The organism is Streptomyces sp. NPDC053426 (assembly GCF_055585405.1).
Genome location: NZ_JBVJKE010000007.1, coordinates 49,540 through 74,469 on the forward strand (window position 1 = coordinate 49,540; position 24,930 = coordinate 74,469).

Sequence of the window (24,930 nt, forward strand, 5' to 3'; positions counted from 1 at the left end):
AGCAAGGCCGCGAGCCCCTTATCGATGCCCCGCGCTCCTGATCGTCGCCCTGCCGGTCCGAGCCCGCACGCGCCGGCGGCACCGGGAGCGCTTCCGGCTTCACCGTCTGCACCGACCGCGTCTGTCCGAGTCCCACTTCGTCCCGGCCCACGCCAACTCGCACTTCGTGTCCGGCATGATGGCCCCATGCACGGTGGGGTGGATGTGTGGGCGGCGGCTGCCGCCTTCGACCGGGGCACGGTGGCCGGGGACGAGGCACGGGCCGACGCGGAGCGCGAGCAGGTTCTCGCCCAGTTCCCTCTGGAGGACTGGCCGACGCTTCCTCTGGAGCGCTATGCCCTCGGGGTGGACGCGCCCGACGCGCGCGCACCAGGGATGGGGTACTGCCGGCTGATGGAGTTCGGGGCCTCACACCTCGGCAGCATCAGGGGAGGCAGCGCCGCCAAGCACATCATGTACCGCCACAACTCCGGCGAGTGGCGGATGGCGGCTCCCCTGCGGGGAAGGGAACCTCAGGACGCGTGGGCACGCCTGCGCACGCAGTTCCTCCAGGCCTTCGAGACGGTGGACCGCCAGGACTTCGACTCGTTGGACGAACTCGACCTGCTGCGTTTCGGCCCGGCCCTCGTGACGAAGTCCCTGGCCGTCTACTTCCCCGATCACTTCCTGCCCGTCTACTCGGCCGAGCACCTGCGGCACTTCCTCGTCCTGCTGGGCGGTACGGCCGAGGCGGACTCGCCCGCCTGGCGCAGCAACCGCCGCCTCCTGGAACTTGTCCGTTCGCGGGCCGAGTTCGGCGGCTGGAGCGGACAGCAGGTGATGCGCTTCCTGTACCGGCACTACGACCCCCGGTCCAAACGGCGCACCATCTGGAAGATCGCCCCCGGCGAACGGGGAAGCCGCTGGGACGAGTGCCGCGAGAACCGGTTCATCTGTGTGGGCTGGGACGCGCTGGGCGATCTGGGCCAGTACCAGAACGACACCGAACTCAAAGCAGCGCTCGACCGGCACTGGCCCGGGAGGAACGGTGGCAGTTTGACGCTCGCCCGGCGGCTGCTGGCCTTCCGGGATCTGGAGGCGGGCGACCGGATCGTCGCGAACCGGGGAACGGACGAGGTCCTCGCCACGGGCACGGTCACCGACAGCTACCGTTTCGTCCCCGACCGCACCGAGTTCCAACACGTTGTACCGGTGGAGTGGGACGCCTCCCACGCGCGGAGGCTGGACAGGCCGCAGCACGGCTGGCGGTCCACCTTCGCCAAGGTGGACCCGGCTCTGTTCACCAAGTTCACCGCGCCCCGAGCCGACGCGCTCGCCGGCCGGGGCGAAACACTGCGGGGTGACACGGCGGCCGCGTTGCCCGACGACGTGCAGGCCGTCCTGGACGCCCTGGAGCGCAAGGGGCAAGTGATCCTGCACGGGCCACCCGGAACGGGCAAGACACGACTCGCGCTCGGCGCGGCCCTCGCCCTGACCGACCGCGCCGACCCCCTCGGCGCCGAGCCGCGCGAACGCGCCCGGGCTCAGGTCGAGTTGCTGCGCGATGACCGTGTTCGCCTCGTCACCTTCCATCCGTCGTACGGCTACGAGGACTTCGTCGAGGGCTTCAAACCGGACCTGGACGCCGCCGGCCCCGGGCTCACCCTCGCCCTCAAGGACGGCCTGTTCCACGATCTGTGCCGCCGGGCCTCCGACCGCCCCGACCAGCCGTTCCTCCTGGTCATCGACGAGATCAACCGTGGTGACCTGCCCCGCGTCCTCGGCGAGCTGATCACCCTCCTCGAACTCGACAAGCGAGATCTGCCGGTCACCCTGCCCGTCAGCGGGCGCAGCTTTCACGTGCCGCCCAACATCAGGATCATCGGCACGATGAACACCGCCGACCGCAGCGTCAGCCACCTCGACGCGGCGGTCCGTCGCCGCTTCGCCTTCCTGCCGGTCGACCCCGATCCGGATGCCGTGTCGGGAACGATCGGTCCTCTCGACCTTGCGGCCTTCTTCGAGTCCCTCAACACCCGGATCGCCCGACACCTCGACGTCGACCACCAGATCGGGCACGCCTACCTGCTGCGCGACGGTGAGCCGATCGCCACGGAGGACGACCTGGCGGCCGCCTTCCATCACGAGGTCGTCCCCTTGTTGGAGGACTACTGTCTGGGACGGACCGACCTGCTGGCCCGCATCCTGGGCAGCCTGGTCGATGCCGACACCGGGCGTCTCCTGCAGATGTCCCCACAGGACCTCGCCGACGCGCTGACAGCAGAGTTCACCGGCGGCGACTCCGGCACCGATGTCTGACCGCCCGGTCGTCCGGCTCGCCGAGTACCAGAGCGTTCCGTTGAGCAGGGACCGGCTCACTCCACGGGACGTGGACCGGTTGCACGCCCTGCAGGTCCACGGCTGCGTGACCCTGGGCGCGGACCACTCCGGTTGGCGGCTCAAGGCCGAGGCGACCGTCGGGGTCCTGGTGCTCGACCGCCTACGACTGGTCATCGAGCCGAAGTTCGCCATTCCGGGTGAGCGGCTGATGAGCTGGCTCGGCTACGCCCTGGACGCGCCCCGCCCGTTGCGGTCGCCCACCCGGTACTGGGCCACCCAGCCGGACGGTTACGCCGAGCTCGTCGCGACGGCACTGCTGGAGCAGTGCGAACACCTCGTGCACGACGGTCTGCGGCGCGACTACGTCCGTCGCGAGACCGTCGAACCGCTACTCCGCGGACGTCTCGACGTGGCAGCACAAGCCACGCGCCGTTACGGACAGTTGGACCGGCTGCACATCCGCGCGTTCGACCGGGAGACCGACGTCTGGGACAACCGCGTCCTGGGAACCGCACTGCGAGTCGCGCTACGGCTGACGGCCCATCCCGGGCTCGCCCGCGGCCTGCACGGTGCCGCCGAGGTCTTTCCCACGGCCGTCTCCCCCGCTGCGGCGCTCCACGCCCTGGACCGTATCCGCTACACCAGGCTCAACGCGCGCTACCGCGCCGCCCACACCTGGGCCCGCCTCATCCTGCGCGGCGGTGGCGTGAGCGATCTCCTCACCGACCGCGGCATCGCGGCCGACGGACTGCTCCTGCGCATGCCCGCTCTCTGGGAAGCCGTCGTCCGGCGCCTCGTGACCGAGGTCGCCGCCCGGCACGGCGGCCGGGTGCTCCCCGGAAACGACGGTGCCGGAATCACCGTCCGCGGGGACCTGGGCAACCCCTCCGCCTTCCGGCCCGACGTACTGTTCGAACTCCCCGGCCGGAACGGCTCCGCCCGCTCACTGCTGCCCGTGGACGCCAAGTACAAGCGCTACGACCGCCACGGCGTCAGCGCCGCGGACGTCCACCAACTGCTCACCTACGGAGCCGGCTACAGCTCCTGCACCACGGCGAGCGCCGTCATCGTGCATCCGCAGTCCGGTGGCCGCGCCCATCGCCTGCTGAAGGTCGACAGCCCTCAGGGCATGCTCGCCACGCTCCACGTCATCGGTGTCGACACCGACACGCACCCCGGGCAGGCGGTCGCGTGGATCGGGGACACACTCCTCTGAGCCGACCGCCGGCCGGCAGGCACATCGCAGGGTTCTCCACCACCCCCTCTCTTCAACGCACGCAATGGGCCAGCCCTCGAACACACTCCCGTGTGTACACATTTTCGAATATATCTCTTCTCCTTAACTTGTTGACGATGCTCACAAATACGCTCCATCATCTTTGAGCAAACAAGGCGTTCATCGTTCTCAGGCGCACCTCGTCCCGCACCCCATGAAAGGGGCAGTCGTGACCGACCAACCGCAGACCTCAGCCGACTCGCCGACCTCTGTGCGTGAGCTCCTCCTCGATCGACTCGACGGTTCGGACCTCACTCCGGAGGCGCGGTCCTTGCTGCGCGAGCTGCTGCCGGACGAGCAGGTCCGGAGCCGCGAAGGGCGAGCGGGTCCGGTGCAGTTGCGGTCCATCACCGCGGCAGGCTGGCGGGGCATCGGTCCGCGGACCACCCTCGAACTACCGCCCGGCCCCGGCCTGGTCGTCGTCGCGGGACCCAACGGCTCGGGCAAGTCGAGCTTCGCCGAGGCCGCCGAGACCGCGATCACCGGATGCAATTCCCGCTGGGAGGGACGGCGGGCCGGCGACTGGCAGAAGGGCTGGCGCAACCTGCACAGCCCCGATGTCAGGCCCGAGGTCGGAGTCGAACTGGCCGTCGGCGAGCACGGCGAGGCCGTCACCGTACGGCGGAGCTGGTTCGGAACCAAGGTCGGCGAGGCCCGAACCAAGGTCGAGGGGGCGGACGGCTCGGAGCGGAGCCTGGACGAGGTCGTCGATTCCGAGGCGTTGGAGCTCGCCCGGCCCTTCCTGCCGTACAGCGAACTCGGCTCGATGATCAACGGCACGCTCGGCGGGCTGCACGACGCCTTCTTCAAGCTCCTCGGGCTCGAACTGCTCGCCGAGCTCGACGGCCGGGTCAAGGACGCGGTGGGCGAGTGCGAGCAGACGATCAAGCGGGCGGACACGCTCACCGCACAGCTCCGTGACACGCTGGCCGCACTCGACGACCCCAGGGCCCTCGAAGCCACGCACGCCCTGTCGGGCACCCGGCCCGACCTCGACCGGGTGCGGACGCTGCTGGGCGGCCGTGCCCCGGCCGCCGAGGCCGAACTGGCCCGGCTGCGGCAGCGGGCGAGCCTGGCCGGGCCGGATCTCGCGGAGGTCGGCGGAGCCGTGGCCCGGCTGCGGAAGGCCGCCGAAGGGGCCGAGGAGGCCCGGTACGGCAGCGCCGAGGAGGCCCGCCGCCTGGCCCGGCTGCTGGAGACGGCGATCGAACACCAGCGGCGCTCCGGAAGCACGGACTGCCCGGTCTGCGGCGCGGAGAACCGGCTCGACCGGGCGTGGGCGGAGCAGGCGCGGGCCGAAGCGGAGCGGCTCCAAGCCGAGGCCGCCGACGCGCAGGCCGCCCGGCAGGACGTGACGGTGGCGGTACGGGCCGTCCACGATCTCGTGCAGCCGGTCCCGGTGTGGCTGCGCGGCGAGACGTCCCCGCTCGAGGCGGTGTGGCAGGAGTGGGCGCAGTGCCGGGACGTCACGCATCCCCGCGAGCTGGCGGACCGCGTCGAGCGTGCCGCGGCCACCCTGGACGACGCCTGCCGGCAAGTACGGGAGGATGCCTCCCTGCGCCTCGCCGAACACGACGGCGCCTGGCAGCCGGCTGCCACGCGGCTCGCCGAGTGGCTGGGCGCGGCGGAGGCCGCGGAGGTGGCGCGGGAGCGGCGCAAGCACGCGCGGAAGGCCCGCGGCTGGCTGCGCCCGATCATCGACGAGCTGCGCGACGAGCGGCTGCGTCCCTTCGCGCAGCGGTCGCAGGAGGTGTGGCAGAAGCTGTGCGAGCACAGCAGCGTCACGCTCGGCTCCGTCACCCTCGCCGGCACCCCCGGTCGCGGCAAGGTCGAACTCGGCGTCTCCGTGGACGACATGGACGCCCCCGCCTACAGCGTGATGAGCCAGGGCGAGCTGCACTCGCTGGCGCTGTCCCTGTTCCTGCCGCGCGCCACGCACGCGGCCAGCCCGTTCGGGTTCCTCGTCATCGACGACCCCGTGCAGTCGATGGACCCGGAGAAGGTCGAAGGGCTGGCACGGGTTCTCGACGCCTGTGCCCGTGACCGGCAGGTGATCGTCTTCACCCACGACACCCGGCTCCAGCAGGCCATCGTCCATCTCGGCATCGAGGCGGCCGTCCTGCGGGTCACCCGTCAGCCCGACTCGGTGGTGGGCGTGGAGACGGTGACCGACCCGGTGGAGCAGGCGCTCAAGGAGGCGCGGGACATCTCCCTGGACCCGAACCTTCCGCAGGGCGTCGCCGATCACGTGCTGCCCGCCATGTGCCGGGTGGCGGTGGAGGCGGCCTGTCTGGAGACCGCGCGGCGCCGACTGCGGGACGAGCGGGGGCTCGGCCTGCGGGACGTCGAGGAACGCGTCGCCTCCCTGGACCGCACCAAGACGTACGTGTCCCTCGCGCTGCTCGGGGACGAGCGGCAGCACGCCCGTGAGGCCGTCGAACGGATCTGCGCGGGCGGCTGGGCCCTGGTCGAAGTCTTCAACTCCGGTGCGCACGCGCCCCTTCCGACGGTGGAGGACCGCAGGAGACTGGTGCGCCGGACCGAGGCGCTGGCGGCGGCCATCCGGCGCAGCGGCGACTCCGAGGGCGTCGGGGGTGTCCGGTGAGCGCGTCCCCGCAGGCCCTCGTGACCGCTGCCCGCAACCTCCTGCTTCCCGAGCCCGGCACCGTGCACGCCCTGGCGCCCGGTCTGCGCGCCCGCGCCGCCGCCGTGCTGCTCCGGATGGCGCTCGACGAGGCCCTGGACGCGTACTGGCGGCGGGTCACCCCGTCGATGACACGGGTCGGCAAGCACCGGCTGCTGTGCCTGGGCTGGTACGCGGGCCACGAGACGGCCCGCCGCTGCCACACCACCTGGTCCGCGCTCAGTGCGGCCTGCCACTACCGCACCTGCGAACTGCCTCCGGCCCCGGCACAGATCCACACCCGTCTGCTGGAGGTCGCCGACCTGCTGACGGCACTCGACGCCACGGAGGACTGAGCAGTCGCCCCCTGCGCCCCCGCACATCTCCGGACATGAGGATCCCGCCTTGGACACCCGCCGATACCGCATGGTCGTCACCAGCGGACTGGACTACGTCACGACCGGCGCGCAGGTCGACGACCGGCTGCGCCGATGGCTCAGGGAACCCCCGAAGAGCTACGACGTCGACGCTTTCACCGAGGGCCGCAACGAGATAGCCCGCGGCGTCACCCTCGACCACGACTCCACCGCCGGCGCCTCGGGAGCGTACGGCCGCTGGCGGCTGCGCGAGACGCTGCCCGGCGGAACCTGGCAGACCACACTGCTGATCCGCCAGGCCGGAGACGGCCCCACCAGGGTCCAGTTGGACGTGGAACACCTGCCGGACGACCCCGAGGCCGTGCCCGTACCGGCCAAGACGCCCCGGCTCGCGCGCGGTCTCCTCGAGGTCCTCGACGCACGCGACGGCCTCGCCGACGTCACGGCCGAGCCCCAGGTGGTCGAGGCGGAAGACGTCGACGCCGTCATAGACGAGCTGTGCGACGAGACACGGCGCCTGCCGGTCGTCGTGGCCAGCACACCGTACGGAGCCGACTTCGACACCTGGCTGGAGGACAGCGTGGATCCGCTGGTCCGGCCCCTGGCCGGTCTGGCGATCCTCTACGTGCTCACCCCCGAGGCGGAGGCCCGCTTCAACCGCGCGCTGGAGTACCACCGGGTCTACGGCGGCGGTGTGCGCACCTACCTCCCGGGAGTCGACCCGGCCTGGCCCGCCGACGGGCAACGGCACCGGGTGATGTCCCGCAGGCTGATCACCGACCGCCCGTCGCAGGCCCGCAGGATCATCGCCCAGCTGCCTCAGCGGCTGGCCGCCCGTGCGCCCCTGCCCGCCGAGCTCGATTCCGTGCCGGTCATGCGGACCCGCGCACCGGGTGACTCCGCTGCGCCCGAGCTGGAACGGCTGCGCGTCGAGAACGAGGTCCTCCACGAGATCCTGGAGGAGGCGGGGCGGGAACAACGGGTACGGGCCGACGAGATCCGCGACCTCAAGTACGAGCTGCGCAAGGCCGAGGACAACGAGACCCTGCTGATCGCCGAGTACGACGAGCAGTACCGGGAACTGCACTCCGTCCGAGCGCAGTTGCAGGTGCTACGCAAGCAGATGGTGGAACTGGGCGCCGCCGCGGCCGCGTACACCCCGCTCACCGTGCCGGAGGACGGCCCGGAGTCCTTCGAGGAACTCCTGGACCGCCTCGGTTCCCTGCCCCGCCTGCATTTCACCGGCTCCCGGAAGGTGACGATCGACCTCGACGCGCAGGCGTACGGCTCGTCCTGGGTGCGCATGACCTGGGACGCGCTGCTGGCGCTCGGAGACTTCGCCCGGGCGGCAACCGCCGGGCAGGTCGGCCGGGACTTCAAGCAATGGTGTGCCGACGCCCCGGGCGGGGTCCGCACGATCTCACCCCGGAAGATCGTGCGGGACGAGTCCAAGTCGGTGAAGGGCAACTCGAGCTGGCGCCGGCAGCGTACGTTCCCCGTACCGGAGCACGTCGATCCGGCACGGAAGGTGTTCATGGGCGCGCACGTACGCGTCGGCGGCGGCAACACGATCGCGCCGCGGCTGCACTACTTCGACGGAGCCTGTGCCGAGTACGGCATCTACATCGGGTACATCGGGCCCCATCTGTCCAACACGTTGACGTGACAGACCGCTGACCACCGGGAGGCGTTCAGCGGGTCAGCTGTGGGCCGGCCCTCTCGTCATGGGAGACCGGCCCACTGGTGCCGGCGTCACAGCGGGATTGTCAGTGTCTGCCAGTACGCTGCGGACGGATTGACCAGCAGGTGCGGGAGGGTCCCATGGCCGACGAATATCCGGAGTTCCGGCTCCGGCTGCCCAGCGGTGACGGCATCGACCGGGCACGCGGAGTGCTCCTGGACGAGACGGGCACCAACGGCAGCCGGAAGTTCCTCGTACGGGCCGGTTCCCCGGCGCGGGACCATGTGATGCCCTCACTGGGCAAGCACTTCAAGGCGCCGACCAAGCGCCGCGAGGAACTCCGGGCACAGGGCGCACTGGTGCCGTCGACGCACTGGCCGGGCTGGCTGGAGCTGACCGAGGACGTGGTGTTCGGCTCCCCCTCCTTCGCCGCCGTCGTGCTGGTCGGGGCGCCGCGCAACGGGTGGGAGGAGTGGCGGACCGAGGACGACAGGCCCCTGTCCGACTTCATGTCCGGGGTGTGGGCGGGTCCCCATCGGACCTGGCTCGTGCGCGGCTCCAACGTCACCGGTCTGGACCTGGTCCAGCGCCTGTGGCTGCCCGAGGGACGCGTCACCCTCGCCGCCTCCCGGCTGCGGCAGGGTGTTCAGCAGGGTGTCAGCAAGGACGCGCTGCGCACGCTGGTCCAGGAGGACTACGAGTCGACCGCCACGTACAGCCAGCGGCAGCAGCTCGTCGAGGACCTGCACGCCTTCCTGTCGCGCATGAAGCCCGGCGACACCGTGTGCACGATCTCCGGCGGCCGGCTGTACGTCGGCGAGATCACCGGCGAGGCCGAGCAGACGGAGTCCGAGGACCGCCGGTCCAACCTGCGTCGGCCCGTGGAGTGGCAGCCGGCCGGTTTCCCCTACGACGACCTGCCCGAGGAGCTCCAGCAGAAGCTGTCCGTCCAGCACGACGTCGTCGACCTCTCCGCCGTCCAGGCCCACGTCGAGGGACTCGGTCTCACCGACCAGGAACTGGCCGAGGAGGCAGGGGGGACGGAGCGGGACCCGAGCGTGGAGATCCCCGCGCTCACCGCCCGGCGGGAGCTGGAGCTGCCCGAGCCCACGGACGAGCTGGCCGCCGAGTTGCTCGTGCACGGGACCGAATGGCTGCGGGAGGTGCGCGACCTGCTCTGGGACGAGCGGCAGCTCGTGCTCTACGGTCCGCCCGGCACCGGCAAGACCTACCTCGCCCTCAAGCTCGCCGAGTTCCTGGGCGGCGGCCCCGAGCAGGTGAAGCTCGTGCAGTTCCACCCCTCGTACTCCTACGAGGACTTCTTCGAGGGGTTCCGGCCGCAGGAGGACCCGGAGACCCGCGAGGTGGCGTTCCGGCTCACCGCCGGGCCGCTGCGCGAGCTCGCCGATCTGGCGTCCCGCGAGGGCAACCGGCACATCCCGCACTTCCTGATCATCGACGAGATCAACCGGGCCAACCTCGCGAAGGTCTTCGGCGAGCTGTACTTCCTGCTGGAGTACCGCAACAAGTCGGTGCGGCTGACGTACTCCGGCGACGACTTCGCGCTGCCGCCGAACCTGTTCGTGATCGGGACGATGAACACCGCCGACCGGTCCATCGCCCTCGTCGACGCGGCGATGCGCCGGCGCTTCGCCTTCGTCGAGCTGTCGCCGCGGACCGAGCCGACGAGCGGCCTGCTGCGCCGGTGGCTGGAGCGGGAGGGCAGGGACGCCGAGCCCGCGGCCTTGCTCGACGCGCTCAACGCGCGGATCGACGACCCGGACTTCCGCATCGGGCCCTCGTACCTGATGAAGAAGGGCGTGTACCGGGAGGGCGGTCTGGAGCGGACCTGGCGGACGAAGATCCTGCCGTTGCTGGAGGAGCACCACTACGGCGAGGGCGTGGACGTCGGAAAGCGGTACGGGCTGGCGGCGCTGCGGGAGTCACTGGGGTGACGCCGGTCGTCGAGCTCGTCGAGCACGCTCCGGCGGTGGGCGTGGCCCTGCCGGACGGTGTGGGGCGGGCGCTCGCGGCCCTGCGCATCGTGGACGCCGCGCCGGATCCGTACTCCTCCGGGCGCTGGTCGCTGCGGGCGGGGAGCAAGGTCGGGGCCGTCACGGTCGCCGTGCCGGGGCACGGCGATCCGCTCACGGTCCGTATCACCCCCAAGGTGCCGATCGGCCGTCTCTTCTTCCTGCTCGGCTACAGCCTCGACCCCGCCGGTGCCTGGCGGGGCGGTGAGGTCGACGTGGCCGAGCACCGGGAGGTGCTGCCGGCGCTCGCCCACGCCGTGGAGCGGCAGGTGGACCGGGCCCTGCGGCAAGGGCTGTTGCAGGGCTACCGGGTGGCGGAGGAGACCTCGCCGGTCGTGCGGGGCCGGATCCGGGAGGCCGAGCAGATACGGCGCCGGTTCGGGGCGACGCTGCCGGTGGAGGTGGTGTACGACGACTTCACGACGGACATCGCGGAGAACCGGATCCTGCGGGCGGCCGTCGAGCGGCTGCTGCGGCTGCCCGGCGTGCCGCGCGAGGTGCGCCGGAGGCTGCTGCACCAGCGGGCGCGACTGGCGGACGTCACGGCGCTCGTGCGCGGCCGGCCCCTGCCCGAGTGGCGGCCGAGCCGGCTCAACGCCCGGTACCACCACGCCCTGCGGCTGGCACGGGCCGTGCTGGAGGACGCTTCCCCGGAGCACGGGCCCGGCGGGCTGCGCGTCGAGGGGTTCCTGTTCGACATGAACAAGCTCTTCGAGGACTTCGTGACCGTCGCCCTGCGGGAGGCGCTGCGCGGTTCCGGATACGTCGCGCGGTTCCAGGACCCGCTCCACCTGGACGAGGCGCGGACCATCCGGATGAAGCCGGACCTCGTCCTCTACGGGCCGGACCGCGCGCCGTGCGCGGTGGCCGACGCCAAGTACAAGGTGGAGAGACCGGGCGGCTACCCGGACGCTGACCTGTACCAGATGCTCGCCTACTGCACCGCCCTCGGGCTGGACGAGGGGCACCTGGTGTACGCGAAGGGCAACGCCGGTCACGCCGCCCACCGGGTGCGGCACGCGGGCACCGTCCTCCACCAGCACGCCCTGGACCTCGACCAGGACCCGGCGGGGCTGCTCGCCGACGTCGCGGAGGTGGCCGCCCGGCTGGTGGACACGCCGCGCGTATGATCGGCCCGCAGTGACCGTCCGGGGTGGGGAGAGCACGTCGTGCCGCAGCTGGCGTTCGCCAACAGTTTCTGGGAGAGCTACGACCTCCTGGAGAAACCCGTGCGGGCCGGCGTGCGCAAGGCGATGCAGAAGTTCCAGCAGCTCACCGTTCCCGAGCTGCAGGCGGACAAGGGTCTGCATCTGGAGTCCGTCGAGAAGGCCCGCGACCCGCGGATGCGGACGATCCGCATCAACGACTTCTGGCGCGGTGTCGTGCTGGCTCCCGACGACGGCAGCGACGTGTTCCTGCTCGTCAACGTCGTACGGCACGACGACGCCTACACCTGGGCCGCCAAGCGGCTGTACACGACGAACTCCGCGACGCGGGCACTCGAGGTGCGCAACGTGGTCGCGATCGAGCAGCTGACGCCGCAGCTGGAGAAGGCCGCCGCGGCTGCGCCCTCATTGCTGTTCGCACGCTACTCGGACACCGTGCTGCGTGAGCTCGGCATCGACGACCAGGTGCTCCGCGCGGTGCGCACCGTCATCGACAAGCCCCAGCTGGAGGCGTTCGGCACCCTGCTGCCGGAGGACCAGTTCGAGGTGCTGCAGTACCTCGCCGAGGGGTTCGGCCCCGAGGAGGTCTACCGCGACGTGGTCGCCGTACGGCGGCCGGTCGCCGCCGGACCCGGCCCGGACGAGAGCCTGGCGGTCGCGATCGCCAACACCGCCAGCCGCATCACACTGGTCACCGGCCCGGAGGAACTGGCCGACATCCTGGAGAAGCCCTTCGCGGCCTGGCGGGTGTTCCTGCACCCCTCGCAGCGACGGGTCGCCTACCGGGTGTCCTACGGCGGCCCGGTGCAGGTCACCGGCGGTCCCGGGACCGGAAAGACGGTCGCCGCGCTGCACCGCGTCAAGCACCTGCTCGGACGTTCGTCAAACACCCGGATCCTGCTCACCACGTACACCAACGCACTGGCCGCCTCGCTGCGCGAGAGCCTGTCCCTGCTCCTGGACGGCGACGAGGAGCTCCTGACCCGGGTGGACGTGACGACGGTCAACGCCTACGCGCACGGTGTCGTGACCCGCCTCGACGGCAGGGCCCCCTCCCCCGTCGGGGACCGCGAGGAACGGCAACTGTGGCAGCGGGTGGTCAAGAAGCTCGGTCTGCCGTGGACCGAGCAGTTCCTCGCCCAGGAGTACCGGCACGTCGTCCTCGCCCAGGATCTGCGCACGCTGAACGACTACCGTGCCGCCTCCCGGCGCGGCCGGGGCAGCTCCCTGTCGCCGAGCAGGCGGGAGCGACTGTGGCCCGCCGTCGAGCTGTTCGAGTCGATGCTGCGCGACCAGAAGGGGACCACGTACCTGAAGGTGTGCACGCGGGCGGCCGATCTGCTGACCGCCTCGGCGCCCACGCACGACCACGTCGTGGTGGACGAGGCGCAGGACCTGCACCCCGCGCAGTGGCGCGTGCTGCGGGGCGCGGTGGCCCCCGGCAACGACGACCTGTTCCTCACGGGAGACCCGCACCAGCGGATCTACGACTCGAAGGTCTCGCTCGGCTCACTGGGCATACCGGTGACCGGGCGCACTCACCGGCTGCGGCTCAACTACCGCAGCACCGAGGAGATCCTCACGTGGTCCACCGGCCTCCTGAGCCCAGTGGTCGTGGAGGACCTGGGCGGTGACGGCAACGACACGCTGGCCGGCTACCGCTCGCTACTGCACGGCCGCAGGCCGCACGTGAACGGGTACGGGTCGGAGCAGGAGGAGGTGGCGGCGCTCGTGGCACGCGTGCGGGACTGGGTGGAGCAGGGCATCCGTCCCTCCGAGATCGGCGTGTGCGCCCGATTCAACATTCTGCTCGACAAGGTCCACGACAAGCTCGGTGCGGCCGGGATACCGGTGGTCCGGGTCCGGGACAATCCGGGCCCCGGCGTGGACGGGGTACGGCTCGCCACCATGCACGCCATGAAGGGGCTGGAGTTCCGGTGTGTCGCGGTGCTCGGTGTGACCGCCGGTGCGCTGCCGTTCGGCCGGGAGGTGACGCCGGCCTCCGTGGACGTCCTGCAGCACGAGTCGGATCTGCTGCGGGAGCGGTGCCTGCTGTTCGTGGCGTGCACGAGGGCTCGGGAGGCGCTCGCGGTGTCATGGAGCGGGGCCGCGAGCCCGTTCCTGCTCCGCTGAGGCTCGGTACCGTCTTCGGTGCGATCGATCCGCTCGGCCGTGCGTGTTCCGTCCCGGACGAATGCCGTCTCCTCCAGCACGTCGCCGCACGTTCCCATGCGGTGCCCGCTGACGCGCCGGCCATCCGGGGCACGGGTGTGGCACCACTCGGGCCCGTCCGAGGTCACTGCCCTTACCAGGCGTTCCTCCGGGCTCCACCCCGTACGGACGCACACGTCGCCCCGGTACGGGAAGACCGCCGCCTCCCGTGAGGCGGCGGTCGCGCTCGTGCCGTCCGTGCTCCGGGCACCGTCCGTTTCGGAGCGGCCCCTGGCGCCGGCGCGTCACCGTGTCGCCGGCGCCGCCGCCCCGCACTCGGGCACCCCGTCGAGCCAGGCCGCCCCCTTGATGTAGATGTTGGTCATCCACGCCCTGTAGTCCGGCAGGTAGGACCACACGTCGTTGGTGTAGCCGTCGGAGGTGACCTCTTCGGCGTGCTTCTGGCACTGGACGCGGATGGTGGTGGAGTACGGGAAGGCGTAGACGCGGGCGGCGCCGAGGGAGGGTTCGGCCTTGGTCCACACGCCGGTGCCCCAGGTCTGGTGGACGTGACCGGTGACCGGGCCGGTGTCGACGCGGACGGCGCCGAAGTAGTCGCCGCCGAGGCGGACGTCGCTGACCATGATCCTGGTGCCGGATTCCCTGGCCTCGACCATCTTGCCCGCGCCCAGGTAGACGGCGATGTGGTGCAGGTCCCGCGAGGTGCCCCAGGCGAGCAGGTCGCCCGGGACCAGCGGGGCCAGGCCCTGGGCTGCGGTGAAGCGGGCGGCGGCGCGGTGCGTGTAGTACTGCTGGCCGGCGACGCCGTCGAGGATGTCGGAGCCCGCCGCCTCGGCGTACGCGTGGCGGACCAGGCCCGAGCAGTCGAAGCCGAGGCGTTCGGGGTCGTGCTCGCTGTCCGGGTCGGTCGGGTCGACCTGGCCGTACGTGGGGCCCGGCTGGGGGCCGTGCCCGCCGCCCCACGTGTACCAGGTGCCGGCCGCGACCTCGGCGCAGGCGGCGGCGATCGCGCGTTCGGCCGCCGCGGAGGCCCCGGGTGCGAGGGCGCCGCACGTGTCGGCGGACACGCGCTGTACGGGTGTCGCGGTGTTCGCGGCGGCGGCGGACACCGGCGCCCAGAAGAGGAAGGCGAGCAACGCGGTCAGTGTGCGGATGAGAACGGTCCGGCGGAGCATGCCAGGACCCCCGTTTCCTGTGGCCGGTGGGAGGAGTGGTCGCTCAGGAGCCTGCTGGCCGTGCCTCGCGCCTGTCGAGGAGCCGGGTGTCGCCTCCTTCCGGCGGGCAACGGGAAACATCCGGGAAACCCCCTGCGAGCAGGTGAGTCACCGTCACCCCCGCCCGTCGCAGGACGACTTGTCGTCGGTGAGGCGGACACCGGGCAGGAGCTTCGCGCGTGCGTCCGCGTCGATGCTCGCGCCCAGTCGGCAGATCCGCGCCAGCCGGGCCCCGGGGTCGAGGTCCCACAGCCGTACGGTGCCGTCCGTGCCGGCGCTGGCCACCGTGCCCCCGTCGGGAGCGAAGGTCACGCTCCACACCGCGTCGGTGTGGCCCGTCAGCGTCGCCCACGGGCGCCGTCCGGGGACCTCCCACAGGCGCACCGTACGGTCGTTGCCGCTGCTGGCGAGCGTGCGGCCGTCGGGCGCGAAGGCGATGCCCCGGACGGAGCCGATGTGACCGGTCAGGACGGCCTGTGAGCGGCGTTCGCGGACGTTCCACAGCCGTACGGTGCCGTCGTTGCCGCTGCTGGCCAGCGACCGCCCGTCGGGGGTGAAGGTCACGCTGCGCACCGCGCCGGTGTGGCCCTTCAGCGTGCCGAGCGGGCGGTGGGAGGAGACGTCCCAGAGCCGTACGGTCAGGTCGTCGGCGGCGCTGGCCAGGACCCGGCCGTCGGGGCTGAAGGCGACGCCGTTGACGAAGTCCCGGTGGCCGGTCAGGGTCGCCAGCGGCGCGCGCTCCGTCACGTCCCACAGGCGCACCGTACGGTCGGCGCCGGCCGAGGCGAGGCTCCGGCCGTCGGGGGCGAAGGCGAGGGAGAAGACCTGCCCGGTGTGGCCGGTCAGGGCCGCCAGCGGTTCCCGTGCGGCCACGTCCCACAGCCGGACCGTGCCGTCGGAGCCCGCCGACGCCAGGGTCCGCCCGTCGGGCGCGAAGGACACCGAGAAGACGGCCTCGGTGTGTCCCCGCAGCGTCGCCAGGAGCCGACGCCGGCCCACCTCCCACAGGCGTACCGTGTGGTCGGCGTCGGCGGTGGCCAGCAGCCGTCCGTCGGGGCTGTACCGGGCCTGCCAGACCTGGGTGAACGGACGGGCCGTCAGTACCGGGCCGCCGAGGTTCCACAGGACCACGGACCGGTCGAAACCGGCCGTGGCGAGCAGGGTGCCGTCGGAGGTCACGTCCGCCCCCATCACGTAGTCGGTGTGGCCGGCGAGCACGGCGGTCTGCCTGCCGCCGCGCACGTCCCACAGCCTGGTCGTCCCGTCGCCGACCGCGCCGACGACCGTGGCGCCGTCGTGCGTGTACGCGACGGCGTTGATGTCGTCGTTGCTCCCGGACAGCGTCGCGTCGAGCCGGCCGCCGCGCACGTCCCACAGCCGTACGGTCCGGTCGACGCCTCCGGATGCCACCTCCCGGCCGTCCGGGGAGAACGCCACGCCCAGCACTTCGTCGGCGTGCCCCTTGAGCACGGCGAGGAGCCGGGCCCGGTCGGTGTCCCACAGCCGCACGAGCCGGTCGGCTCCGGCGGAGACCAGGGTCCGGCCGTCGCGGGCATGGTCCAGGGCGTTGACCGCTCCCTCGTGCCCGCGGAGGGAGGCGGTGAGGCGGGGCGTGCGCGCGGTGTCCCACAACTGGACCGGCCCCCGCGCGGTCGCGACGGCGAGCCGGTGCCCGCGGGGGTCGAAGGACAGCGCGCGGGCGCCCTTCGTGCTGTCGGGGAGCACGGCCTTCCTGCGGCGCTCGGCGATGTCCCAGAGGCTCACGGGCCCGCGCGCCGACGTCGCCGCGAGGGTGCGGCCGTCGGGGCTGAAGGCGATCGAGCGGACGGGCCCGGACACGGTGAACGTGGCGGTCGTACGGCGGTCCGACACCCGTCGCAGGGTCACGGTCCCGTCGGAACTGGCCGTCGCCAGAAACCGGTCGTCCGGCGCGAAGACCACCGCGTTGACCGGCCCCCGGTGACCGCCCAGCCGGTCGGAGAAGGGCTGGGACTGCGTGCTCAGCAGCGCGCCGCGCGCCTCGGCGGTGGTGTGGGCCCGGTAGGCCTCCCCGGCCAGCAGCATCGACGCCTCCGGCCGGCCTCCGGCGAGCGACGCGGACCGTACGGCGAGGGCCTGGGAGCGCGCGACGCGTTCCTGGTCGAGGGCGCTCTCGCGCTGCTGGTAGGCGAGGCCTCCGGCGGTCAGGGCGAGCCCCAGCAGGACGGCGAGCGTGGCGAGCATCGACTGCCGGATCCTGACCTGGCGCCTGGCCTGCCTCTCGTGTCTCTCCTGCTCGGCCAGGCTCGCCCGGAGGAACGCCTCCTCGCCGGGGCCGAGCCGGCGCCGGCCGTCCAGTTCGTCGGCCCAGGAGCGCACGGTGCTCAGCCGGGTGCCGCGGTACAGCGCGGACGGGTCCCGGCCTTCGCGTTCCCACTCGGCGGCGGCGTGCGCGAGTTGCTGGTGGAGGAGCAGCCCGGCGCGGTCGGCGTGGATCCAGTCCCGCAGCCGTGGCCAGGCGTGCAGCAGGGCCTCGTGGGTGATCTCGACCGTGTCGCTGTCCATGGTGACGAGCCGGGCCCGTACGAAGGCGTCGAGTGCGGCGGCCGCTCCGTCCGCGTCGGCGAACTGCTCCCTCAGGGCGGCCCCGCTCGTCCGGCGGCGGGTCGCCCCGCCGCCGTCCGCGACGTACACCAGACGGGACAGGACGCGGCGGATCGTCCTCTGTTCGGCCGGGTACAGCCGGGCGAAGACGTTCTCGGCGGTCCGCGCGATCGCGCCCCGGATCCCGCCGGCCCGCTCGTATCCGGCGACGGTCAGCACGGACCCCTCGCGCCGCTGCCAGGTGGCCAGCAGGGCGTGGGAGACGAGGGGGAGCACGCCGGAGGGTGTCACGTAGGCTCCGGGGCCGGCGTCCGTCCCGCTGCCCCGCCGCGTGTCTCCCGGCTGCGTGCCGCCCTGCTCGTCGCGCAGCCCCGCGTCGCGCAGGAGCAGGGGCACCAGGCCCGGCTGGAGGGTCAGTCCGGCGAGCCGCGCCGGGCGGGTGATGGACTCCCGTAACTCCCCCACGGACATGGGCGGCAGCACGAACAGCCCGTCGGTGAGGACCGGGGCCAGTTCGGGGAGGTCCAGGCAGTCGCCGGTGAAGTCGGCCCGGACGCCGAGCACCACGACGGCGGGGCCGTGTCCGCTCTCCTCCGGCCGGGGGCCCGCGAGAGCGCAGAGCACCCGGACGAAGGAGCGCCGCTCGTCCTCGTCCGCGCAGAGGGTGAAGAGTTCCTCGAACTGGTCGACGATCAGCACCGGCCGGCAGGGCGGGGGCCGGCGTTCCCCGGGCGGCGCCGGCGGATCGTGCGCCATCGCGCGTACGGCGTCCAGTACCGCGCCGGGGTTCCCGCGCGCCTCCTCGACGGTGACGGCGAGGTCCCCGCCCACCGCTTTCGCGGTGCGTTCCAGGAGTTCGTCCAGGGGCCGTGAGGTGGGGGTGAACACCGCCACCGGCCATCGGTCGGCGCCCGGCATGGGGAGGTCGCCGCGCCGCAGGGCGGGCACCAGTCCGGCGTTGAGCAGGGACGACTTGCCCGCCCCCGAGGGGGCGACGAGCATCAGCGGGCCGTTTCCCACCCGTTCGAAGACCCGTTCCACCAGTGCGGCCGTCGCGCGCTCCCGGCCGAAGAACCAGTCCGCGTCCTGCGGGGTGAACGCCGACAGGCCGCGGTACGGGCACGCCCCGTCGGACTGCCGCTCGGGAGCGGCGGCCTCGGCGCCGCTCCCGCTGTCGGCGGGCGGTCCCTCCTGTACGAGTACGAGCCTGAGCAACTCCCCTTCGGCGCCCAGCACTCGGTCACAGATACGGGCGACGTCGGCGGTCGCCCGTTTCGTGCCGGTCTCGATCTTGCTGAGGTAGCCCTTGCTGTAATGCGTCTGTCGTGCCAGGTCGGCCAGCGACAGGCCGCGTGCCTGTCTGAGTCGTCTCAATCGGGCGGGGAAGGAGTGCGTGGTCAGCGCGTTCCGGTCCCGCCCGTTCCCGTGGTCTGCTTCGTGCCCTTGCTGCGGATCTCCCACGGAGTCCCCCATGCGGTGCGGCCGTGAGACGGTGGAAGCCCAGGTTACTGCCGGGGTGGTAAGGGCAGCCAAACCTTTCACCCGATGTGACGAAAACGCGAACGCCCGGAACCGTGGGGCGGTTCCGGGCGTTCGTTGCCGGGCGGGTGAGCGGGCGGGCGGGTCAGGTCAGGTCAGGTTGACCGCGCAGCCGCCGTTCACCCACCGGTGCGACCTGATGTTGTCGTTCACCGTCGGGCCGGTGTTGAAGAAGTTGTCGGAGAGGTTGTCGGCGTACAGCTCGCCCGGCTGGAGGCAGGCGTGGCCCCCCTCGTAGTTCTCCAGGAAGTAGAACGCGACGATCGACAGGTTGCCGGTGAATCCCCGGTTCATGACCGACGAGGCCCTGTCGTTGGCGGAGCCCCAGTTGCTGCTGTTGCCCGGCGTGGCCACCAGCTGGGTGCCCTGGCAGTCGAAGCCGTCCCAGGCGTACACGTTGCCGTTGCGCGGCCCCCACTTGCTGTCGCAGCCGGGGCCGGCGACGGCGTTCTCGGACGCCTGCGCGGCGGTGGCGGGTGCGGCGAGGCCCAGGGCGGCGAGCCCGAGGACCGCTGCGGTGACGATGGTCTTGCGCATGCTGTTTCCCCTCGTTGTTTTCGCTGTCGGTGCGTCGGTGGTGCGTCGGAGCCGGTGTGCCGGGCCGGTCGCCCGGCGCGCACCGGCGCCGTGGGGCGGTGTCCGCCCGGGCGCGACCCGGTCAGTCGCGCTCCGGGACGATGCGCACCGCCCGGTCGTAGGCCTGCCGACCGAGGTGCCGGTAGGTGTCGATGTCCTTGCCGAACCGGTCGCGCAGGCGGTCCCGGTAGTGCGTCTCCCGTGCCGTGGCCACGGCACGCAGGGAGGTCTCGCGGGCGCAGGTCGCGTCCGCGACGGCGGTCTTCCGTTCGGCGGCGAACGCCTCGTCCGCGCGGGCCTCGCCCAGTCGGCTGGTGCGGACGCGGACGGCTTCGCGGGCCGCCCAGGGATCCTCGTAGGGCTGTCCCGCCTGCTCCATGCACCGCGCCCACGCCCTGATCGCGGAGGTCAGCCGGCGGTCCTTCATGAGTTCCTCGCCGTACAGGGCGTTGAGTCCCGAGACGGTCTTGCTCGTGCGGAACCAGAGGGCCGGGTCGCCGTAGAGCGTGCGCTCGGCCTCCTCCGTGCAGCCGCCGAGGCGTTTGCGGATCTCTCCGCCGACGGGCAGCGGCGCCCGGAGCGTCTTCGCGTCGTCACCGCCGTCCAGCGCGGCGTCGAAGGCGGCGCGCCGGGTGGCGGAAAGACTCTGCCGGTAGGTGCCGTTGGGGTTGCGCTCGTGGACCCGCAGGCTCTTCGCCTCGATACGTCCCCCGTAACCGTGCGTGCGGGCCCACGCCACGTCGTCCTGCACGAAGCGCACCGGGCGGCTCTCCTGGAGCGTCAGGACACGGTCCTCCCGGTAGGCGAAGCCCTGACGGTTCATGCACTGCCTGGTCAGGCGTTGCTGTGCGTCGGCGACGCGCAGTTCCTGTTGCCAGGTCAGTGCCGGGGGACGCGGACGCGGGTCCTGTCGCGCCCGGCCGTCGGCGCCGCCGGCGCATCCGGTCGTGACGGCCGCCACGACCGCGCACAAGGACACGAGTACCCGCCTCATGAACTCCGCCCCCTCCGCTGCCGCTCGCTGACGGATCCAGAGTCGCCCCGCCGCCGGCGGCGGTCGACGGGTTTCCCGTTGCCCGCCGGGGAGGCCTGCCGGGAAACAAGGCGTGGACAGGGGAGACGCGGGGAGGGAGGCAACACCGTGGGGAGAGTCCCCGTCCACGCGCCACCGCCGCCGGAGCCGGCCGTGGGACGCTCGCACCGCCAAGACGCGAAGACATGACGGATTACGGGCCCGCCGACCATCCACTGCGTTCAATGCATTGACACGTGCATTACATGGGCTTTACGTTCCGGCCATCTGAGAGCGCTCTCAGACTCCCCTCCTGTCATGACTCGAGGTGTCGCATGCCATCCCCCCGCACCAGACCGGCAGCCGTTCTGCTGCTGGCCTCAGCCCTCGTCGCCGTCGGCGTGGGCCCGGCCGCCGTACCGGCGGCCGCCGCCACCGTCCCCGTAGGCTCCGGCAGTTACTCCGACACCCGGCCCCCCGGTACGTCGGGCCCCACCACCAACACGGGAACACCGGTCACGCCCAAGGTGACCGCCGCCGCCGGGAACCGGCCCGTGCCCACCAACGACTGGTGGTCCTCCCTCGCCTTCCAGCGCTACGGCGACAACCCGTACTCGACCCCCATGTACGGGCACCCCCTCACCTACCAGGCCACGGCCGGCGGGCTCGACGTCGGCTACCCGACGACCCCCGCGATCGTCGGTGACGGCCGCCAGTACGAGTACGCCCACAAGCGCGACCTCACCATCGGACTGACCGGCCTCAACTCCCCGGACACCAAGGCCGACGACTGGTCCGACTGGACGGTCACCCCCTACTGGTCCGACGGCGCCCGCACCCTGCGCACCACCATCGGCCACGGCTCCCCGTTCGTCTACGCCGAGGGCTCCGGCGGCAACGCCCAGATCACCACCGCCGGCGCGCCCGCCGTCTTCGCCGACCAGGGCAACGTCCTCGGCATCACCGTCGCCGGGCACCACTACGCCCTCTTCGCGCCGACCGGGAGCGACTGGAACGTCTCCGGCTCCACCGTCACCGCGGGTCTCGGTTCCAAGGACTACTTCTCCGTCGCCGTGCTGCCGTCCACCGGCGCGCTGGCGACCTTCAAGAAGTACGCCTACAGCTTCGTCACCGGTTCCAAGGTCACCTGGAACTACACCGGGGGCACCGTCGGCGCCACCTACACGCTCACCACCGAGGCGAAGGAAGGCACCGAGCGCGGCACGCTCCAGGCCCTCTACCGCCACCAGTGGCTGCACACCACGGACCCCCTCACCTCCTACACCTACGTCTCGCCGCGCGGCACCATGAAGGTCCGCGAGTCGGCCTCCTTCACCACGAGCCAGAAGGCGTCGGCCGTGCTGCCCGCGCTGCCCAGGTCGAACGGCGTGGACACCGCCCGACTGCGCGGTTACCTGAACGAGGTCGTGAACGCCGCCGACCCCTTCTCCGGGGCCTCCGACACCTACTGGACCGGCAAGGCCCTCGGCCGCCTCGCCCAACTCGTGCCGGTGGCCGACCAGATCGGTGAGACCGGCGTCCGCGACCGGATGCTCGGCCTGATGAAGGGCAGGCTCCAGGACTGGTTCACGGCGGGCGGCGCGAACGGGTTCAGCTACGACAAGGACTGGAAGACCCTCACCGGCTACCCCGCCTCCTACGGCAGCGACACCGAACTCAACGACCACCACTTCCACTACGGCTACTACGTCTACGCGGCGGCGATCGTCGCCCAGTACGACCAGGCATGGGCCGCCGACTCCGCCTGGGGCGGCATGGTCGAGACCCTCGTACGGGACACCGCCAACCCCAGCCGCACCGACACCGCCTTCCCCTTCCTGCGCGGCTTCGACGTCTACGCGGGCCACAGCTGGGCCTCCGGGCACCAGGGCTTCGCCGCCGGCAACAACCAGGAGTCCTCCTCCGAGTCCACCAACCTCAGCGCGGCCCTCGTCCTGTGGGGCTCCGCCACCGGTGACACCTCGCTGCGCGACCTCGGCACCTTCCTGCTGACCACCGAGTCGGAGTCGATCGCCCAGTACTGGTTCGACGCCGACGAGCAGGTCTTCCCGTCCTCCTTCGGCCACGACACGGCCGGCATGGTGTGGGGCAGCGGCGCCGCCTACGCCACCTGGTGGACCGCCAACCCCGAGGAGATCCACGGCATCAACGTCCTGCCCGTGACCGGCGGATCGCTCCACCTCGGCGGCGAGAAGGCCGCGATCCGGCGCAACATCGCCGAGATGGAACGGGAGAACGGCGGCCCGGCCGTCGAATGGCGCGACATCCTCTGGGAGTTCCAGTCCTTCGCCGACCCGGCCGCGGCCAAGGCGAAGTGGGACGCGGGCCACTCCGGCTACACCCCCGAGCAGGGGGAGTCGAAGGCGCACACCTACCACTGGATCAACACCCTCGACACCCTCGGCGCCCCGGACGCCACCGTGACCGGTGACATCCCCGCCTCCGCCGTCTTCACCAAGGGAACGACCCGGACCTACGCCGCCCACAACCACGGGCCGACGGCCCGCACCGTCACCTTCTCCGACGGCAAGTCCTTCTCCGTACCGGCCCGTTCCACCGCGACCAGCACAGGAACCGGCTCAGGAGAACCCGACCCGGACCCCGAACCGCCGACCGGCGACACCTTCCAGCTGCGCAGCGGCGGCGCCCTGACCACGGCGACCGGCGGCACGGAGGGCAGCGACACCATCGCCTCCGCCGGCGGCGCCAACCACGACGGCACCCCGTACCAGCCCCTCGTCTACGAGGCACGCGGCGTCAACGGCACGCTCACCCCGGGCGCACAGACCGCCTTCCGGCTCCAGGTGGACGCGGGCACCGCGGTCGGGCTGGGCCAGCAGGCCCGGATCAGCTACGACTTCACCGGCGACGGCAGCTTCGACCGGACCGAGACGTACCACTACTTCGCGACCGACCCGGTCACCGGATGGGAGGAGTACACGCAGGCACGCGGTCTCAAGGCGTCCACGGGCACACCGGGCGACCTCGTCGGCGGCACCGTACGCCTGGAGGTGTGGAGCGCCATCGGCAACGGCACCTCGAAGCTCCGGACGGGCACGGACAGGTCCGTGCTGGTGATCCCGTACGACTGAACCGGCGAAGGCCGGCGGCGGGGACCGGCTGCCATGCCGGTGCCCGCCGCACCGGCATGGCCGGCGCGGCGTGAAGGCCGTACTGCTGTGCCCGGTGAACGCGCTCGCCGCCGACCAGGCCGGCCGTGTCCGGCGACTTCCTGGCGCTCCGCCCGATTCCTCAGGCGCCGGCTCTCCCCGGCATCCCGTCGCCACGCTCTCCGGGGGATGCGGCAACCCGGGTCGGCCTCACCATCGCTTCCCGCCCCGTCGCCCTCGCGGCCACCGCGGAGCCACTGCGTCCATGGCTGCCCCGCATGCGCGCGCGAACCGCGGGTCCGATGTCTTCGGAGCCGCCTGCGTCGTATCGGTCCTTGCCGCAGTGCTCTTCCTGGCGGGGCCGGCATCCGCCACTCCGACTCCACCGATCCCGCTGTGCACTTGGAGAACCGGACGATCTCCTCCAGCTGCGTCCGGCTCGACCCCGCGTGCTCGCTCAGCGCCTGGACGACGGCCCCGGCACCGCCGGCTCGACATGGCCGGTCGTCGTTCGGGACCCGCCTCCAGGCACCCACGCGCCAGTTCCCCGGCCGAGAACACCCGGATCAGGGAACACGTCACACGTGTCTACGGGAGCAGGTGCCGGCCAGGGCCAGAGGGCACATCACCCGGATGTGCGCCCGTCCAGCCGGCCCGGCCCCGAGCCATCGTGCGAGCGCGCTTGGTCGACGAACGCGTTGATCGAGCGCTTGAGTTCTTCGAGCTCGGGCAGGTCCGCACGGACGTCCGCCGCGGAGGACACGGACTCAGCACGTTTGACGGCCTGAAGGGTGCGGGACACCGAGACCACGATGTCGTCCGCGGCTGTGATGAGAGTCGCGGAACCGAGGAAGCGCAGTTGGGCCGCCTCTCGGTGCAGGTCCCGCGACTTGTGGTTGTACTCCTCACCGAAAGTGAGGATCTCCGCGTCGCGTCCGAGCTGCTGGAAGTAGTGGAGCTGTTCGAGCAGACGTCGGCATTCGATCGCAGCGGCCACGAAAGCGGCACAGACACCGCGTAGCGCGTCCTCCTGCCGCTGCCGCTTCTCTCGTGACCACTGGGTGTCATCACGACGGGCGGTGAGCCATCCGCCGAGGGCGACACCCCCAAGACTGCCGATCACCGCGACCACCGTCAGGATCAGTTGGTTCCCCACTCCTCCAGTGTGGCGCAAGGTCGCAGGAACCTGTTCCTGCGACCGGGCCCGGCGCCCCGGGTGAGGTCTCCG

General features: G+C 72.0%; 14 protein-coding genes. 9 read left to right on the top strand and 5 right to left on the bottom strand.

The window, feature by feature from the left end:
* Window positions 1–186 precede the first annotated feature (186 nt).
* From ACZ62B_RS15960 to ACZ62B_RS15995, 8 genes are all read left to right on the top strand, one after another.
* Window positions 187–2,298, top strand: coding sequence for an McrB family protein (locus ACZ62B_RS15960; protein ID WP_469690743.1), 2,112 nt, complete (start codon window positions 187–189; stop codon window positions 2,296–2,298).
* Window positions 2,291–3,535 (top strand): McrC family protein, encoded by a 1,245-nt coding sequence (locus ACZ62B_RS15965; protein ID WP_469690745.1) that lies wholly within the window; start codon window positions 2,291–2,293, stop codon window positions 3,533–3,535. The genes ACZ62B_RS15960 and ACZ62B_RS15965 overlap by 8 nt, the downstream gene beginning before the upstream one ends.
* Before the next feature lie 229 nt (window positions 3,536–3,764).
* Window positions 3,765–6,200, top strand: coding sequence for an AAA family ATPase (locus tag ACZ62B_RS15970; RefSeq protein ID WP_469690746.1), 2,436 nt, complete (start codon window positions 3,765–3,767; stop codon window positions 6,198–6,200).
* On the top strand, window positions 6,197–6,574 hold the full coding sequence (locus tag ACZ62B_RS15975; RefSeq protein WP_468719124.1) for a hypothetical protein: 378 nt from the start codon (window positions 6,197–6,199) through the stop codon (window positions 6,572–6,574). The genes ACZ62B_RS15970 and ACZ62B_RS15975 overlap by 4 nt, the downstream gene beginning before the upstream one ends.
* Before the next feature lie 49 nt (window positions 6,575–6,623).
* Window positions 6,624–8,261 (top strand): hypothetical protein, encoded by a 1,638-nt coding sequence (locus ACZ62B_RS15980; protein WP_468719123.1) that lies wholly within the window; start codon window positions 6,624–6,626, stop codon window positions 8,259–8,261.
* 155 nt (window positions 8,262–8,416) lie between these two features.
* Entirely contained in the window at window positions 8,417–10,231 is a 1,815-nt protein-coding gene (locus ACZ62B_RS15985) for a DUF4357 domain-containing protein (protein ID WP_469690748.1), read from the top strand.
* Window positions 10,228–11,439: an McrC family protein gene (locus ACZ62B_RS15990; RefSeq protein WP_344558547.1), complete on the top strand. Its 1,212-nt coding sequence runs from the start codon at window positions 10,228–10,230 to the stop codon at window positions 11,437–11,439. Before ACZ62B_RS15985 ends, ACZ62B_RS15990 begins: the two co-directional genes overlap by 4 nt.
* Before the next feature lie 39 nt (window positions 11,440–11,478).
* Window positions 11,479–13,608 (top strand): UvrD-helicase domain-containing protein, encoded by a 2,130-nt coding sequence (locus ACZ62B_RS15995; protein ID WP_469690750.1) that lies wholly within the window; start codon window positions 11,479–11,481, stop codon window positions 13,606–13,608.
* A gap of 323 nt (window positions 13,609–13,931) precedes the next feature.
* Here ACZ62B_RS15995 and ACZ62B_RS16000 read toward each other — a convergent pair whose 3' ends face one another.
* From ACZ62B_RS16000 to ACZ62B_RS16015, 4 genes are all read right to left on the bottom strand, one after another.
* A complete protein-coding gene (locus ACZ62B_RS16000; RefSeq protein ID WP_469690752.1) occupies window positions 13,932–14,822 on the bottom strand; it encodes a C40 family peptidase in 891 nt (296 codons plus the stop codon).
* Window positions 14,823–14,975: 153 nt separating this feature from the next.
* Window positions 14,976–18,905, bottom strand: coding sequence for an nSTAND1 domain-containing NTPase (locus tag ACZ62B_RS16005; protein WP_469690753.1), 3,930 nt, complete (start codon window positions 18,903–18,905; stop codon window positions 14,976–14,978).
* A gap of 168 nt (window positions 18,906–19,073) precedes the next feature.
* Window positions 19,074–19,520 (bottom strand): peptidase inhibitor family I36 protein, encoded by a 447-nt coding sequence (locus ACZ62B_RS16010; RefSeq protein WP_344558539.1) that lies wholly within the window; start codon window positions 19,518–19,520, stop codon window positions 19,074–19,076.
* Window positions 19,521–19,641: 121 nt separating this feature from the next.
* Window positions 19,642–20,553, bottom strand: coding sequence for a hypothetical protein (locus ACZ62B_RS16015; protein WP_344558537.1), 912 nt, complete (start codon window positions 20,551–20,553; stop codon window positions 19,642–19,644).
* Window positions 20,554–20,906: 353 nt separating this feature from the next.
* Between ACZ62B_RS16015 and ACZ62B_RS16020 the strand changes: the two genes are divergently transcribed.
* Complete coding sequence (locus tag ACZ62B_RS16020; protein ID WP_468719117.1) at window positions 20,907–23,684, top strand: glycosyl hydrolase; 2,778 nt, start codon at window positions 20,907–20,909, stop codon at window positions 23,682–23,684.
* 643 nt (window positions 23,685–24,327) lie between these two features.
* On the opposite strand, the gene ACZ62B_RS16025 is transcribed toward ACZ62B_RS16020, so the two are convergent.
* Window positions 24,328–24,858: a hypothetical protein gene (locus ACZ62B_RS16025; protein WP_468877557.1), complete on the bottom strand. Its 531-nt coding sequence runs from the start codon at window positions 24,856–24,858 to the stop codon at window positions 24,328–24,330.
* Between the last annotated feature and the right edge of the window lie 72 nt (window positions 24,859–24,930).